We start from the raw sequence: 14,322 nt of genomic DNA, 5'->3' as shown, positions 1-14,322 counted from the left end.
CTGCCACTCCACGCAGCATATGCACAGAGGAAATATTACTCGGGCTCAGGCAGTGCGGGAATGAGCCCACTACGCTGAGCTAACAACTCTGGTGGATAAAGTAAGGTATCCTGATCCAGCTCGGCACCAAAACGGTTAATCAACCATTGCACATTATCGTCCATCATTAGCGATTGACGTGCCTGTTGCAGTAACTCTTGGTGAAAACGTTTGCGCATCTCTAAGGGCGTTTCGCGCGAAGGATCGCTTCCTATGACCACCTCAACCTGCCTCGGGTTCCCCAATGCGGCTGTCAATGCCTGCTCGAGCTGCTCAATCGCCACGGGCGCCGCCAAGTGTTTTTGGTCGGGTTTAAGCAGCAACGGCAAGGGGTTAGCCTGCAGCTGACAAATCGAGTTTACCGCCAACTGACGCACACGGCCGCCAATCTCTAGGCTCGCCATAAGCTTATACCAGTGCAAGTCTAAGGGATGACCGGTAATCGATTGCGCCAGCGTTAATGCGGTGGATGACGTTGGTTGTACCGTCTTATTTGGCTGTGACTGCACCGATGCTGGTTGCTGAGTTAACTGCTGAATCGGTTGCTGAATTAGCTGCTGAGTTTGTGGTTGAGTTTTTGGTTGTGTAAGTTCCTGCGCCTGAGGCTGCGGCGTCGAATTCAGCTCAAGGCTTTGCGCAGCAGGCTCGCTGTCTTGTACTGCCGCTTGCTCTAACGCTTGCACAACCCGTGTCGGCTCGTTATCCGTTGGCGATGTTTGAGCGGCGACGGGCGCAGCGCCTAAATCCTCAACAGCTGTTTGCGGCGCGACAGGGGTTTCAGTCTGTAGGTTAACACTTGCAGCCGACGCATTGGCATCATCCATCGCCGCGACGGGCGCCTCTTCCCATGGCGGGCGATCGTTCGGATCAAGCGGCTGAGTTGGCGTAACATTTGACTGTGACTCAAGAAGGAGCTCGGCCTCGAAATCATCATCAAAGGGCAGCTCAAAGTCGTTATCAGACGCGTTTTTAGCGACTTGCGGCTCGATAGATGCATCAACTGAGGACGTGTTATGTGAAGTCGTGTTAGAGACTGGCGCGGAATGCGCACTCTGGCTCGGAGTTTTAAGCTTAACTTCCGCTGCCTGCTTTTTTCCATCACCATCCTTGGTGCTGAGCGCATCGAGATCGGAGAGTAAGGAGTCGCGCGCTGCTAATACCGCCGATAAAATATCGTCATCCTCGAGGGACACTGTAGCTGTTGAAACCGGAGGTGTTGTTGAAGCTGAATTGTCGGCAAAAGACGGCGATTTGGGGTCAGCGGCGGACTCATGCACAACATCCGTGTGGTCGATAGACTGAGCACTGTCGCTCATCAAGGAGCTATCTTCCATGCCAGAGAACCCGCCCTGCTCCTCAGCTATAAATTGCGAATAATCATCCTGATAGGCATCGAGCGGCGCGGCGGCATAATCGTATTGTCCGAAATCCTCTGCAGAATATTCATCTGGCGCTAGCGCATCTGCACTCTGATTAACACTCGCTTGAGTATCGTCCTCGATATCATCATGAGATAAGGCAACGGGTTCTGTTAACACCGCAGGAGAAGGTTTCTGGCCAGAGCTTTCGGGATCCACCATCGCCGCTTGATTATGCTCAGCATAAAGATTCGATGCAGGCGTAGATACTGAGTTCGATTCAGGGCTTGATTCTGAAATTAAGACGGCCTCAGTACGCGATACCGTCTCGGTACTTGCGCCAAAGCCTTGGCTTTGGGCTTGACTTAAGATCACTTGCTGCTCGGCAATCAATGCGGCGTTGAGTGTAGATTCTTCATCAAGTGCATCCTCGTCAACTAAAGCATCCTCGGATACAGCTTGCTGCGCGGCTTCGGCTTGAAAAGCTGAAGATTCCTGAGATTGAGCCATAGACTCAGAGATTGCAGCTTGTGGCAGAGCCTGTGAGTCACGCTCTGCGGTTAGCGGAGTTTTTTTTTCAGCCACTGCTTGATTTACTGCTAGTTCCGCCGCGGGCATATTTGGTGCGGGCGTCGCTGACATTGGCTGCTGAGCTGGCAAACTCACCTTAGCAGCGTCTTCAACCTGCCAACGTTTCACGGGCTTTTCGGGAACAAATGCCACCGCTCGGAGCAACGCCATTTCGAGGCCCGATTTAGGATCCGGCGCATGGGGTAAGTCTTTACGGCCAGTCAGTAAAATCTGGTAATACAGCTGCACTTGTTCCGGTGCTAACTGCTCGGCAAAGGCCTGGATTTGTGCGCTATAAAGGGATTGCTGCGCGGCGGCAGGTGCAAATTGCGTCAGGGTAATTTGATGCAATAATTCCAGTAAACTGCGCAGCACTTCTTGGGCGTCCGCGCCATAGGCGAGCACCTGTGCGCAGCTTTGCATTAAAGCCCCAATATCGGCATCAGTTAAGGCTTTGAGTAAGTGCAGCACATGCTGCTCATCGATGCTGCCCAGCATAGATTGCACTTGGTTGAGCATTACCGTGCCACCACCAAAGGCAATGGCCTGATCGGTCAAACTTAAGGCATCGCGCATACTGCCATTGGCCGCTTTGGCGAGCAGAGTTAAGGCTTCGTGCTCAAAGGGTAATTGCTCTTGGGTTAAAATATGCTGAAGCTGAGTGCCAATTTCCTGCTGGGTTAAGCTCTTTAAATTAAATTGCAGACAGCGGGATAACACAGTCACCGGCAGCTTTTGCGGATCGGTCGTCGCCAGTAAAAATTTCACATGCTCTGGCGGTTCTTCGAGGGTTTTTAGCAGCGCATTAAAACTGCTGCGGGAGAGCATGTGCACTTCGTCAATCAGGTAGACCTTAAAACGGCCACGGGTCGGGCGATATTGCACATTATCTAAGAGTTCACGGGTGTCATCGACTTTAGTGCGCGAGGCGGCATCGACTTCGATCAAGTCAACAAAGCGGCCTTGGGCAATTTCGACACAGCTGCCACACACACCACAGGGGGAAGCCGTTACGCCCTTTTCACAGTTGAGGCCTTTGGCGAACAGGCGCGCCAAACTGGTCTTGCCCACACCGCGTGTACCCGTAAAAAGATAAGCATGGTGTAAACGTTGTTGCGTTAACGCATTCGTGAGCGCGTGCAACACGTGGCTTTGGCCGACCATCTGTTCGAATGTGGCAGGGCGCCATTTTCTGGCTAACACCTGATATGACATGGAACTCCCCAATGCGCATGACAAGAATGTTGGTACAAAAAAGGGGATCGCGCCCCGAGATAGTTGCAAGATAACATGTCAATTAACGACATGCCATTAAACTATCCCTAGGCGCCTTTGGCTGAAGAATTATTCGCCTTCAAACTCACAAAGTTTAACCAACTCAAGACCTAAGGCCGTTAAACGGGCTTCGCCACCGAGATCGGGTAATGAAATCACAAAGGCCGCATCTTGCACTTCACCACCCAGTTGGCGGATAAGTTTGACTGTGGCTTCGATAGTGCCGCCAGTGGCCAGCAAATCGTCAACCACCAATACTTTGTCATTCGCGGTAATCGCATCGGTATGGATTTCAAGGCTATCGTGGCCATATTCCAGCTCATAGCTTTGGCTAATGGTCGCACGTGGCAACTTACCTGGCTTACGAACAGGCACAAAACCAATGCCTAATTCCAGTGCTAAAGGCGCACCAAACAAGAAACCACGGGCTTCGGTGCCCACAATCTTGGTAAAGCCTTTATTGCGATATTGCTCAACTAATAAATCGATAGTCGCTTTATAGGCTGCGGCATTTTCCAGCAGACTGGTCACATCGCGAAATAGAATCCCTTCCTTAGGATAATTAGGAATCGTTTTAATGCTTTGCTTTATCAAGGATAAGGTTTCTGTATTCATAGCCATTTAATTTAACTTAATCGTTTCGCCACGCGTAACTGCTGGCGGTAAAAACAAAACGTCCACAGCGAGTGTGGACGAGCTTTAATAATTCGCACAAAGCTTATGCCGCTTTGGTTTGAGTTGCAATAAGCAGCGTATTCAAGTGACGAATTGGTTACCAATTTGTGCCTTAGATCAAATGTGCTTAGGATTCGATTTCAGGAATGGTTTTAAGATACCAAAGTAATCCGCAAGCCATGGTGAGCAGCAGCAACTTCACCCATACTATCGGGACCACCAGAATGCTAACGCTAAAACTGAGTCCCGTGAGCAACATCGCTCGGCGTTTAAGGCCGGGGCGCATCGCCCTGTGTTGTTGCCATTGGGTCAGCGCATCGGCAAACCAAGGGTGTGTCATCAACCACTGGTGTAAGCGCTCGCTTGAGCGGGCAAAACAAAAAGCCGCCAATAGAATAAACGGCACAGTCGGTAGTAGAGGCAATACGATACCCAGCAGTCCAAGGCCCAACGCCAAGCAACCTATCAATAAAAACAAACCGCGTTTCAATATCATAGTTTGTAAATGATCATAGTATGTAGATGCCTCAAACCTGAAAAACAAAAGCCACTCAAAGAGTGGCCAGTAGTATACTCAATTTGAGATTAAAACCTGCTTAAATTAAGCCTAATTGCTTTAACCAAGTCAGGCTTGCTGGTAGCGTCGGCAACAGTAAGACTAAAATAAAACCAATAAAATACATAAAGTTAAATGGGTCTTTAAATGGCTGACTGCTCATTACAGCTCCTCAAATGTGTGCAAAGATAAGTGCGCAGGAATCGTACAGTGATTAAGATCACAAAACGGGCGCCATTGTAGCGGTTTGTCAAATCAACAAAAACCCTTTTTATGTAAGGTTATTGCATTTATTTTGCTGATTTTAGCAACATGCAGCTTAAATTCCGCGCACTATCCCTTTAACGGCGAGCTGTTCGAGTAACTGAATACAGCCTTGGGTTAAGATCTCCGGTTGCATTTGCGGATAAATCCCTTGCAACCAGTTCAGTATGTCATCGAGGCGACTCTGCCCTTGTTCTACCAAATATCCCAGCACTTGCGCACTTAACGGTGTTAATTGCAAGAAACCCACCTCGCCCGCCTCATCCTGATAGAGGCAAAAAAACACTGGCTGCGGCAGCGGCGCTGTCGGGCGATAATCTTGGCGGATCTGCTGCACAGGATATTGGTACTGGGCCACACTCGCCGTTGCCGCTAAACACAAATTACGCTGCAAAATATCTGCGCTGGACAGTCTCTCTTGCTGGTCAACTTGTTGCGCCGTTGCCACTCGCAGCTCGAGCCATTCATAGTGCGCCAGCTCCAACATAAAGGGCGGATCACTTTCTGCTGGTGAATATTCAAATTGCAGGAATTGTAAAAATTCTCCTGCAATATCAATAAAAATTGGGGACTTACAATCATGTTGACTGAAAAAAGCCTGCACTAAGGCTTGCCACTGTGCATGGCTATAAAGACTTTTAAGAACGGGAAAGGCATTAGACACAAAGCCCATCACATTATTAAAGAATAGCTCTCGATAAACCTGCATCCGCTCAAAGGGCACACCGCTCGGCACAGGATTTTGGGGATCGCGAATATAATCGATAAAAGACTGTTGTACTTGCGTAAAATCCATCAGGCAATCCTCTTGTCTAAACGATTTTTCGCCCGCGCTTGATAGGCATGGATTTGATTAATCTCATCCAATAACTGCACCGTTTCAGGCAGATTAAAGTCACGCTCGAGCAGTGTCGGCAAGACGCCATGCTGGGCATAGCACTTATCCAACAGTGCCCAAACCGGATCGTTGATGTCGCGGCCATGGGTGTCGATCAGCAAGGTTTCAGACTGTTGGTAATGCCCTGCGATATGCAAATAGGCGATGCGCTCCGTTGGCATGGCCTTTAAATAAGCCTCGGCATCGTATTGATGATTTACCGAGTTCACATAGATATTATTCACATCTAACAGCAGCTTACAGTCGGCCTCTTCTAACACTGCGGTCAAAAACGCCTGCTCACTCATCTGCGCGCTCGGCGCGGCATAAAAGGAAATATTCTCGAGGATCAAAGGCCGCTCTAAAATATCCTCTACCTGTTTTACCCGCCTCGCCACATGCTTAACGGCGTCATAGGTAAAGGGAATGGGCATGAGATCGTATAAATGACCACCACCCGAGCAATAACTTAAATGCTCCGAATAGACGTCGATTTGGTGCAGATCCATAAACGCCTTCACTTGGCGGACAAATTCCAAATCTAAGGGGGCTGGACTGCCGATAGAGAGTGATAGACCATGGCAGAAAAAAGTATGTTGCTCAGTAAGCTGCCTAAATTGCTTGCCGTATTTTCCACCGAGCGTCATCCAGTTTTCAGGGGCGACCTCTAAAAAATCGATAGCCGTTGGCAGCGCTTGGCAAAACTCACTGAGCATTTCACGCCGTAAGCCTAATCCAACCAATCCACTCTCTTGCATTGCTTTCACCTCTTACCTAGGGCGTGTTGACGTGTCGAGATTACCTTTTCGTTCTGGCAAGCCCACACTCGAATGCTGCTAAACAAAGGCCAGCTGAGGCTGGCCAAGTGTAGAGCTGAAGCTCGATAGTATCGACTCGCGCTTATTTCATTTCTTTTTTGACTGCATCGGCCTTAGCTTCGACTTTTTCAGCGGTTTTCTTCATATCGCCACCGCATTTAGCTTCACCACATTTACCTTCGTGGGCTTTATCGGCTGCGGCTTTTTTCATGTCGGCGCCACATTTAGCTTCACCGCATTTGCCTTCGTGGGCTTTATCGGCTGCGGCTTTTTTCATATCAGCGCCACATTTGGCTTCGCCACATTTACCTTCTTTGGCTTTTTCGGCTGCGGCTTTTTTCATATCGCCACCACATTTGCCTTCGCCGCATTTACCTTCTGAACCGACGATTTGATAACCCGCTTCCATGGTTTCAAATCCGAATGGGTTGGTTTGCGCATTCACGGCGAACGCAGAACCGACCACCACTGTACCTAACGCAACTGCAACGGCTGTTTGCTTAACAGACTTCATATATTTCTTCCTTTTATTTGATGAATGGTGGCCAACAACAGTGTTGTAGCTGGCTTACTGCAAAAGACCCGCCCCATCTCGGTTTCATTTCAAAAAATATCACCAAATCACAGAAATAATCAAAATATGCTGATAGGAAACAGAATTTAGTCGTAAAAATCCCCAAAAACAGCTCTTACCCTTCCCTCGCAATGCTTTGTAACCACAGTCCAATAGGATAGAATGCACGCCCTTTGAAACTGGATATGGGTTTGTTGCAGTGCGCGTAATTTTGGCTCCGATGGAAGGCGTGGTTGACGACTTAATGCGAGATATTTTGTCTTCAATTAATCCCTACGATTTGCTCGTCACCGAATTTGTGCGCGTGGTTGACCAACTCTTACCCGAAAAAGTGTTTCTCAAACTCTGCCCAGAACTGCTCAAAGGCGGCTTTACCCCCTCGGGCACGCCGGTTCGTGTACAGCTTTTAGGGCAAGAGCCCAACTGCATGGCCGAAAACGCGATGCGCGCGATTGAGCTTGGCTCCCACGGCGTTGATGCAAACTTTGGTTGCCCCGCTAAGATGGTGAACCGCAGTAATGGCGGCGCGGTGTTGCTGCAATACCCTAATACGATTCACGACATTGTGCGCGCCATGCGCCAAGCCGTGCCCGCCGAGCATCCAGTGACGGCGAAAATTCGGTTAGGCTACGAAGACAAATCCCTGTTTATGGAAAATGCGCTGGCCGTTTATGAAGCAGGCGCGACTGAGCTGGCTATCCATGCCCGCAGTAAGGTCGATGGTTACAAACCGCCCGCCTACTGGGAATACATCACCGAAGTGCGCGAGCGTTTGCCCATTCCAGTGATTGCTAATGGTGAGATTTGGAACCGCGAAGATGCCGAGCGTTGTATGGCGGTGACGGGCTGCGACAGTATTATGATAGGTCGCGGCGCCATTTCGCTACCCAATCTTGCCGACACGATTAAGGCTGGCGCGGCGCCTTACAGCTGGGCTGATACCTTAGGCTTGATGCTAAGCTACACCCAACGCGAGCTAAGCGGCCGTAAAAGTGATTATTATCCGGCGCGAATTAAGCAGTGGTTTAGTTATTTGAATCGCCAATACCCCGAGGCAGACACCCTGTTTAGGGAGCTACGCATCTATAAGACCACAGAGGAAATTGTGCGAGTGCTGGAAGAGGCGCAGCAACGCCTTGGCGAATAGCCACGTAAAGCGCATAGGATAATCCCATGAGAAAGTGGTGAATTTTTATTTAAAACACCACTAAATCCCTGCAAATCGGACAGATACTTGATCTTTATCATAGTCGTTGATAGTGGAACTATTAGACTGAATGTCCAGAGTCAGATAAAACAGGCGATTTTACGTGAGCACCACCCATATCAGACAAGAATTGTCAGAGCTTGAAGCTAATCTAAGGAAGGAAATCGGCGCGCTCCCTCAGTTTATTGAAATACTTGGGGCGCATTATGCCAATCTCAGCTTAGGCGAGTTAATTGACCGCCTGGCACAGAGTCACCTCGCAGAACATCCGCTATTTTGTCGTTTAAACCGCCTCGATGCCGCCTTCTGTCAACTCGACTTAGGCTTATATGGCCTATGCTCAGATTGCGAAACCGAAATCGAAGCCGAGCGTTTAACTCAAGATCCCACCGAGCAACGTTGCAGCAGCTGCGCCGAGCATTATCAGCATGAGCATCGCCATGAGCTTAGACTAAGCCATTAACAGCTTAAGACTTTATCTGTTCACTCAGTCAGTTCACCAATAAAAATGCCACTCAAATGAGTGGCATTTTTTACGATAATTTATCGCGTGTGATTACAGCTGACAGCCTTCAACACTGTTTGAGTTTTCGTAAACAATGTCGCCCACTGGGTTGTAGTCTGCAGCAACGATAGCTTGTTTCTCTTTCAGGAATGAATAGAGTAAGTCCGCATCCACATAACCTGTTTGGATTGGGCTAGCCAGTTTTGGATAACCGTCACCACCTGCAGCGTTAAAGCTAGGTACGGTGAACTTATAGTTTGCCGTTGCGCTGAACTCTTTGCCGTTGATTTCACTGATATTAGCCGTCTTAGCCACACAGTCGATGGTCATTTTCACGCCAGTGATCTGCGCATAACCACCCGAACCGATTTGGATACTGCCCACAGCGCCTAAGTAAGCCGCGACTTCAGTACCTGTCATTTCGTTCAGGGTCACCATGTTGCCGAAAGGTTGAACCGTCAGCACGTCACGGTAAGTAATGTCGCCCGCTTGGATAGAAGCGCGCACACCACCTGAGTTCATTACACCAAAGTCAGCAGACACTTTACCGCTTTGCGCCATGGCTAACATACGGCCTAAGTTGGTTTGCTTGTTACGTACGTTTGCACGTTCACCGTCGAGCAACGCATCGGTAGTCGCAATCACTTCGTCTAACTTAGCTTGGCCTTTCTCTTGGTAGTAAGACAGCAGCTCTTTTAACTCAGCATCTGGCTCAATCTTAGTGCCAGCCAGCTCAGTGGTTTTCTTGCCTGCTTCGTCCAGCTTACGCATGTTCACAGGGATCAGCTTGTAGCTAGCTAAGTGCAGTTCGCCATTGAAGTATTCGAAATCCGCACGGCCAACATACTTACCCCATTCGTGGGCTTGCATGATCCAAGTGCCGTTTTGTTGGTCTGGCGCGCAATCATCACCAGGTTTGAAGTCGGCGTAAGACTTGTTGTCAGTACCCGGTTCCATACACACTGGGTTTTGTGAGTGACCACCGATAACAACTTGTAAGTCGCCTTTAGTTAACGCACGCGCCATTGCGACGTCGCCAGGAGCGTTGCTACCGTTTTGACCATCGGCATAGTGACCCATGTGAGTCGTTGCGAAGATCACATCAGCCGCTTTGGCGTCTTTAATTTCTTTGATAACTTTCGCCACTTCCACTTTAGGATCGGTGAAAATCAAATCGCTGATAAATTCTGGGTTACCAATTTTTGCAGTGTCTTCGGTGGTTAAACCAATCACAGCCACTTTAAGACCGTTAATATCGAACACTTTGTAAGGCTCGAAATAACGCTCACCTTGACCACCCTCAGCGTTTTTACGGTAAATGTTTGCCGCCAGCATTGGGAATTCGGCTAAACGACGCTGCATATCTAAAACAGATAATGGGTTATCGAATTCATGGTTACCAACTGCCATTGCGTCGTAACCAATTTTGTTCATACCAGTAAAGTCAGGAATCGCATCTTGTAAATCAGATTCTGGTACGCCGGTGTTAATATCACCGCCAGACAATAATAATGTTTGGCCGCCATTCTTGCTGACTTCAGCACGAATTTGATCGACTAGGGCTTTACGAGCCGCCATACCATATTCGCCATCACTGTTTTCCCAGAAACGGCCATGGTTATCGTTGGTGTGTAATACGGTAAATGTTTTACAAGCGCTGCCCGCTTCGGCACAGGTTGTTGGTACTTTAGTATTATCATCATCACTATTACAACCTGCTAGCGCAGCAAGCACTGCAGTCGCAATTAATCCTTTAATAAGCTTATTTGTCATTACATCAACCCCTTGATTTTAATTATTTTATCATAGATAGATTGTGCGAGTACCATCGACTCTCGCGCCACGCATAATAACAAAGAGTAAAGACGAATTGTGTCATTTTTATTAATAAACGTGACTTTAATGTGGGATCTTTAATGAGTTTTAAGACAGATTTGTTTCAAATAAAAAATAAGCTAAACGACTTATTTTGTATTTCACAATTAAATGGGGAAGGCATTTAAAAAGAAAAGATTTAACGCTTTAATTTAAGCAACTTAGATAGCGCTGGCAATATAATGGATTGTTCTCTATATAAAACACCATGCAGCCAAAATTTAATTTACCGCATGGTGTTTTTATCAGCATTTAGATTTTTCTACATTTCAAAACACTGTTGTAACCAAGTGCTTATTGCTTTTAATTGTACCGGGATAACCGAATGCGGCATCGGGTAGGTTTGCCATTGCACCGAATATCCTCCGGCCATTAACGCGTCTTTCGCTAATAAACCTGCGGATAATGGCACTACATCATCCTGTTCACCGTGCTGATGTAAAATAGGCGTTTTCGCATTGGCTGCACTTAATTGGCTGGGTAATACATCACCCGTCGGTAAATAACAGGACAGCGCCATAATGCCTGCGAGTTTTTTGGGATAACGTAATCCGGTAAATAAACTCATCACCCCACCTTGGCTAAATCCGGCTAAGACGATGCGCTCACTGGGGATCCCCGCGGCGATTTGTTCGTCAATCAAGGCCTGTACACTCAGCTCCGAGGCCATCACGCCCTGCATATCGGCTCTATCGTGCAAATCCATGCTTTTAATGTCATACCAAGCGCGCATAATGTAACCGCCGTTGATGGTCACCGCTTGCTCTGGCGCATGGGGGAAGATAAAGCGAATGCAGTGTCCCGCTGGCAAGCCTAATGCTGGAACCACAGGTGCAAATCCTGCGCCCGAGTCCCCTAAACCGTGTAACCAAATCACCGCAGCCGTCGCCTTAACTTGAGGCTCAATCACAATACGTTCAAGTGTCATACTGACAAATCCCTTATAAATCAAAAGTTATTATGCTCGCCCTGCGAGCGTTTTACAGATAATCAATACCAAGGAGAGCTTGCAATGCGTCGAGCTGGTTGGTGTTATCTAATTTAATGCTCCAACGCACGCCACCGCCATTGGCGATGATCATTGGCGGCTCCAGCCTAAGGCTGATGTCTTCGGCCGCAGCTTGAAGCACCACATTGGCCATGTTCAGCCGGATCTGCACTTCAAATTCAGTGGCAATCAACTTACCCTGAGAAAATTCCACTAGCATAGCAATTCCGCTCTCGTGATGAACCACTCTTAAAACGCGCCATAATAGCAAAGTTATATCGCTAAGGATGAACTTTTAAACTCGCATTACCGCTGATGACAGACACGCCATAGGTTGAAAAAGCTTAGATTTACACATCGACAGCAAATCTACATCGCTCGGTATTGAGTGCGCTTACCTCAAGTCCTGCGCACTCGGCATAGGCTGTTAACCCTGCGTTTTAGCAAGGCAATCCGAGAGTCTAGATAAAGTTTAATTACATTTTAGTGTCAGCTAAATTGCCCCAAACCAGAGCAGTTCGAGTAAAATCCCGCATCAGCGATGACAGCCCGCTCACGGCTAACGCGTTTTACACCATAACAAGAATCACAACACTGGGTGGTTATATGTTTTTATCCCGTCGTACCCTCATTAGCAGCGCACTCTTAATGCTGCTGCCATTAGTACAGTATGCCAATGCGGCCAATACCTTACCGAATACCAACCTGGCAAGCACCACTGCAAGCCAAATGCACTCTGTCACCGATGAGCTGACCTTTGCCAATTACCAGCAAGTGAGCATTCATCACATCGCATTGGCATTAAAGGTAGATTTTGCGCAGCAGCAACTCGCGGGGGATGCGATTCTCGAGCTGGATTGGCATCAGGCCGGAAAACTACTCGTGCTCGATACCCGTGACCTGACGATTAACAGTGTCAGCATGTTAAATGCAAATGGCCAATGGCAATCCGTGCCCTTTAGTTTAGGTGCGACCGATAAGGTCAAAGGCGCCGCACTCACCATCAATCTGCCTCAAGAACGAGTCGCCAAGGTCAAAATTAATTATCATACATCCAAGAATCCATCAGGCATTCAATGGCTCACCCCAGAGCAAACCCAAGGTAAGCAATGGCCATTTATGTTTAGCCAGAGCCAAGCCATCCATGCCAGAAGCTGGATCCCTCTGCAAGATACGCCCGCAGTGCGCCAAACCTACAGCGCCACCGTCACAGCCAAGCAAGGCATTAGTGTCGTGATGAGTGCCGACCGAGAGAGCGTGTCTGCGACGCAAACCCAATTCACTATGCGGCAGGCGATTCCTGCTTACTTGATTGCCATTGCCGCAGGACACCTGCAATTTGCCGCCTTAGACGACACCTCAGGCATTTGGGCCGAGCCCGAAATGCTCGACAAGGCCAGCAAAGAATTTGCCGATACGCCGGAGATGATTGCCATCGCCGCCAAACGCTACGGCGATTACCGTTGGGGTCGATACGATTTACTGATCCTTCCGCCGAGTTTTCCCTTCGGCGGGATGGAAAACCCGCGATTATCCTTTATTACCCCCACGGTGATCGCAGGAGATAAAAGCCTAGTGAGCTTAATCGCCCACGAGCTGGCCCATTCTTGGTCGGGCAATTTAGTCACTAACGCCACCTGGCGCGATCTCTGGCTTAACGAAGGTTTTACCACTTATGTGGAAAACCGCATTATGGAAGATCTCTATGGCCGCGACCGCGCCCTGATGGAGCAAACCATTGGTTACTCTGAGCTATTGGCCGAATTAGCCGAGTTGCCCGCCGGTGATTCTGTACTGCATATTGACTTAGGCGAGCGCGATCCCGACGATGCCTTTAGCGGCGTCCCCTATGTGAAAGGACAATTATTTTTGCGCTTCCTCGAGCAAAAATTTGGCCGCGAGCGGTTCGACACCTTTGTGAAAAGCTACTTCGATCACTTTGCGTTTCAAAGCATTACCACGGAGCAGTTCCGCAATTACCTCACGCAGCAGTTATTGCAAAAATATCCCAATATCGTCAGCGAGTCCGAAGTGGATACTTGGGTGAAGGGACAAGGTTTACCCAGCTTTTTAGTGCCACCCAACTCACACGCCTTCGATGATATTGATGCCCAGCGCCAAGCGTGGTTAGAAGGCAAACGTGCCGCCAGCGCCCTAAACACTCAGGGCTGGACAGTGCATCAATGGCTACGCTTTATTAATGAAATGCCAAGGCTAAATCTCACTGAGCAGCAATTAGCCGAGTTAGATAAGGCCTTTCATTTTACTGGCACCCACAATAATGAAATCGCCTTTGCTTGGTATGCCCTCGCCCTCGATAACGGTTACTACAGTGTCTTGCCGGCACTGAAACAACATTTAACCGAGATTGGCCGGCGCAGACTGATTGTGCCTTTATATCAAAAACTGGCGAGCAGCGAGCACTATGACTGGGCAAAAACCGTTTACTTGGCGGCTCGCAGTGGTTACCACCCTCAGACCCAAGCGAGTCTCGATATGATGTTTAGTGATAAACCGATGGAGCATGTTCATTAAGCGGTGTGCATGTTTGGGATTGGCGCAGGATAGCCTGTGCTCAAGCCTCTCCCTGAAAAGAGGGCATAAGTTTAGCGGTGAATCCTTTGCACCAAAAACCACGATGTTGAGTACGAGACTTTGATTACAAAACATGGCTTGCAAAACAAAGCATTAGCGCACAAAAAAGCCCAAACCTAGGTTTGGGCTTTTGTTTACTTATCTGG

At 48.5% G+C, this 14,322-nt stretch carries 13 protein-coding genes; 3 read left to right on the top strand and 10 right to left on the bottom strand.

Going from position 1 to position 14,322, the window contains the following annotated elements:
• Positions 1-35 precede the first annotated feature (35 nt).
• The 7 genes from dnaX to ACUZ8J_RS08830 form a co-directional block, all read right to left on the bottom strand.
• Positions 36-3,182 carry a DNA polymerase III subunit gamma/tau gene (gene dnaX, locus ACUZ8J_RS08860; RefSeq protein ID WP_446693607.1) on the bottom strand — a complete coding sequence of 1,049 codons (3,147 nt, stop codon included), beginning with the start codon at positions 3,180-3,182 and terminating at the stop codon, positions 36-38.
• Positions 3,183-3,311: 129 nt separating this feature from the next.
• Positions 3,312-3,863 carry an adenine phosphoribosyltransferase gene (apt, locus tag ACUZ8J_RS08855; protein ID WP_011623016.1) on the bottom strand — a complete coding sequence of 184 codons (552 nt, stop codon included), beginning with the start codon at positions 3,861-3,863 and terminating at the stop codon, positions 3,312-3,314.
• Between the two features lie 181 nt (positions 3,864-4,044).
• Positions 4,045-4,413: a YbaN family protein gene (locus tag ACUZ8J_RS08850; RefSeq protein WP_011626436.1), complete on the bottom strand. Its 369-nt coding sequence runs from the start codon at positions 4,411-4,413 to the stop codon at positions 4,045-4,047.
• 100 nt (positions 4,414-4,513) lie between these two features.
• A complete protein-coding gene (locus ACUZ8J_RS08845; RefSeq protein WP_011623018.1) occupies positions 4,514-4,636 on the bottom strand; it encodes a hypothetical protein in 123 nt (40 codons plus the stop codon).
• Positions 4,637-4,792: 156 nt separating this feature from the next.
• Positions 4,793-5,533, bottom strand: coding sequence for an HvfC family RiPP maturation protein (locus ACUZ8J_RS08840; RefSeq protein WP_446693606.1), 741 nt, complete (start codon positions 5,531-5,533; stop codon positions 4,793-4,795).
• Positions 5,533-6,372, bottom strand: a complete 840-nt coding sequence (locus tag ACUZ8J_RS08835) for an HvfB family MNIO-type RiPP peptide maturase (RefSeq protein WP_446693605.1) — start codon at positions 6,370-6,372, stop codon at positions 5,533-5,535. Before ACUZ8J_RS08835 ends, ACUZ8J_RS08840 begins: the two co-directional genes overlap by 1 nt.
• Positions 6,373-6,514: 142 nt before the next feature.
• Complete coding sequence (locus tag ACUZ8J_RS08830; RefSeq protein WP_086904622.1) at positions 6,515-6,946, bottom strand: HvfA family oxazolone/thioamide-modified RiPP metallophore; 432 nt, start codon at positions 6,944-6,946, stop codon at positions 6,515-6,517.
• Positions 6,947-7,205: 259 nt separating this feature from the next.
• Here ACUZ8J_RS08830 and ACUZ8J_RS08825 point away from each other — a divergent pair, with 259 nt between their 5' ends.
• Together ACUZ8J_RS08825 and ACUZ8J_RS08820 are read left to right on the top strand one after the other, a co-directional pair.
• Entirely contained in the window at positions 7,206-8,153 is a 948-nt protein-coding gene (locus ACUZ8J_RS08825) for a tRNA-dihydrouridine synthase (RefSeq protein ID WP_446693604.1), read from the top strand.
• Positions 8,154-8,316: 163 nt separating this feature from the next.
• Positions 8,317-8,676, top strand: a complete 360-nt coding sequence (locus tag ACUZ8J_RS08820; protein WP_011717378.1) for a TraR/DksA C4-type zinc finger protein — start codon at positions 8,317-8,319, stop codon at positions 8,674-8,676.
• 93 nt (positions 8,677-8,769) lie between these two features.
• On the opposite strand, the gene ushA is transcribed toward ACUZ8J_RS08820, so the two are convergent.
• The 3 genes from ushA to ACUZ8J_RS08805 form a co-directional block, all read right to left on the bottom strand.
• On the bottom strand, positions 8,770-10,491 hold the full coding sequence (ushA, locus tag ACUZ8J_RS08815) for a bifunctional UDP-sugar hydrolase/5'-nucleotidase UshA (RefSeq protein WP_446693603.1): 1,722 nt from the start codon (positions 10,489-10,491) through the stop codon (positions 8,770-8,772).
• A gap of 364 nt (positions 10,492-10,855) precedes the next feature.
• Positions 10,856-11,521 carry an alpha/beta hydrolase gene (locus ACUZ8J_RS08810; RefSeq protein WP_446693602.1) on the bottom strand — a complete coding sequence of 222 codons (666 nt, stop codon included), beginning with the start codon at positions 11,519-11,521 and terminating at the stop codon, positions 10,856-10,858.
• Between the two features lie 52 nt (positions 11,522-11,573).
• Positions 11,574-11,801: a DUF3389 domain-containing protein gene (locus tag ACUZ8J_RS08805; protein WP_039977262.1), complete on the bottom strand. Its 228-nt coding sequence runs from the start codon at positions 11,799-11,801 to the stop codon at positions 11,574-11,576.
• A gap of 386 nt (positions 11,802-12,187) precedes the next feature.
• On the opposite strand from ACUZ8J_RS08805, the gene ACUZ8J_RS08800 reads away from it, so the two are divergent.
• Positions 12,188-14,116 (top strand): M1 family metallopeptidase, encoded by a 1,929-nt coding sequence (locus ACUZ8J_RS08800; protein ID WP_446693601.1) that lies wholly within the window; start codon positions 12,188-12,190, stop codon positions 14,114-14,116.
• Positions 14,117-14,322 lie beyond the last annotated feature (206 nt).

This window comes from Shewanella sp. Koi 1, assembly GCF_052907445.1.
The sequence above is the reverse complement of the archived record's forward strand: the minus strand, read 5'-3'. Positions and strand labels throughout refer to the sequence as shown.

Coding starts and splice junctions, on each gene's coding strand:
- dnaX (WP_446693607.1), bottom strand. CDS start 3,182: ATGTCATATCAGGTGTTAGCCAGAAAATGGCGCCCTGCCACATTCGAA.
- apt (WP_011623016.1), bottom strand. CDS start 3,863: ATGGCTATGAATACAGAAACCTTATCCTTGATAAAGCAAAGCATTAAA.
- ACUZ8J_RS08850 (WP_011626436.1), bottom strand. CDS start 4,413: ATGATATTGAAACGCGGTTTGTTTTTATTGATAGGTTGCTTGGCGTTG.
- ACUZ8J_RS08845 (WP_011623018.1), bottom strand. CDS start 4,636: ATGAGCAGTCAGCCATTTAAAGACCCATTTAACTTTATGTATTTTATT.
- ACUZ8J_RS08840 (WP_446693606.1), bottom strand. CDS start 5,533: ATGGATTTTACGCAAGTACAACAGTCTTTTATCGATTATATTCGCGAT.
- ACUZ8J_RS08835 (WP_446693605.1), bottom strand. CDS start 6,372: ATGCAAGAGAGTGGATTGGTTGGATTAGGCTTACGGCGTGAAATGCTC.
- ACUZ8J_RS08830 (WP_086904622.1), bottom strand. CDS start 6,946: ATGAAGTCTGTTAAGCAAACAGCCGTTGCAGTTGCGTTAGGTACAGTG.
- ushA (WP_446693603.1), bottom strand. CDS start 10,491: ATGACAAATAAGCTTATTAAAGGATTAATTGCGACTGCAGTGCTTGCT.
- ACUZ8J_RS08810 (WP_446693602.1), bottom strand. CDS start 11,521: ATGACACTTGAACGTATTGTGATTGAGCCTCAAGTTAAGGCGACGGCT.
- ACUZ8J_RS08805 (WP_039977262.1), bottom strand. CDS start 11,801: ATGCTAGTGGAATTTTCTCAGGGTAAGTTGATTGCCACTGAATTTGAA.
- ACUZ8J_RS08800 (WP_446693601.1), top strand. CDS start 12,188: ATGTTTTTATCCCGTCGTACCCTCATTAGCAGCGCACTCTTAATGCTG.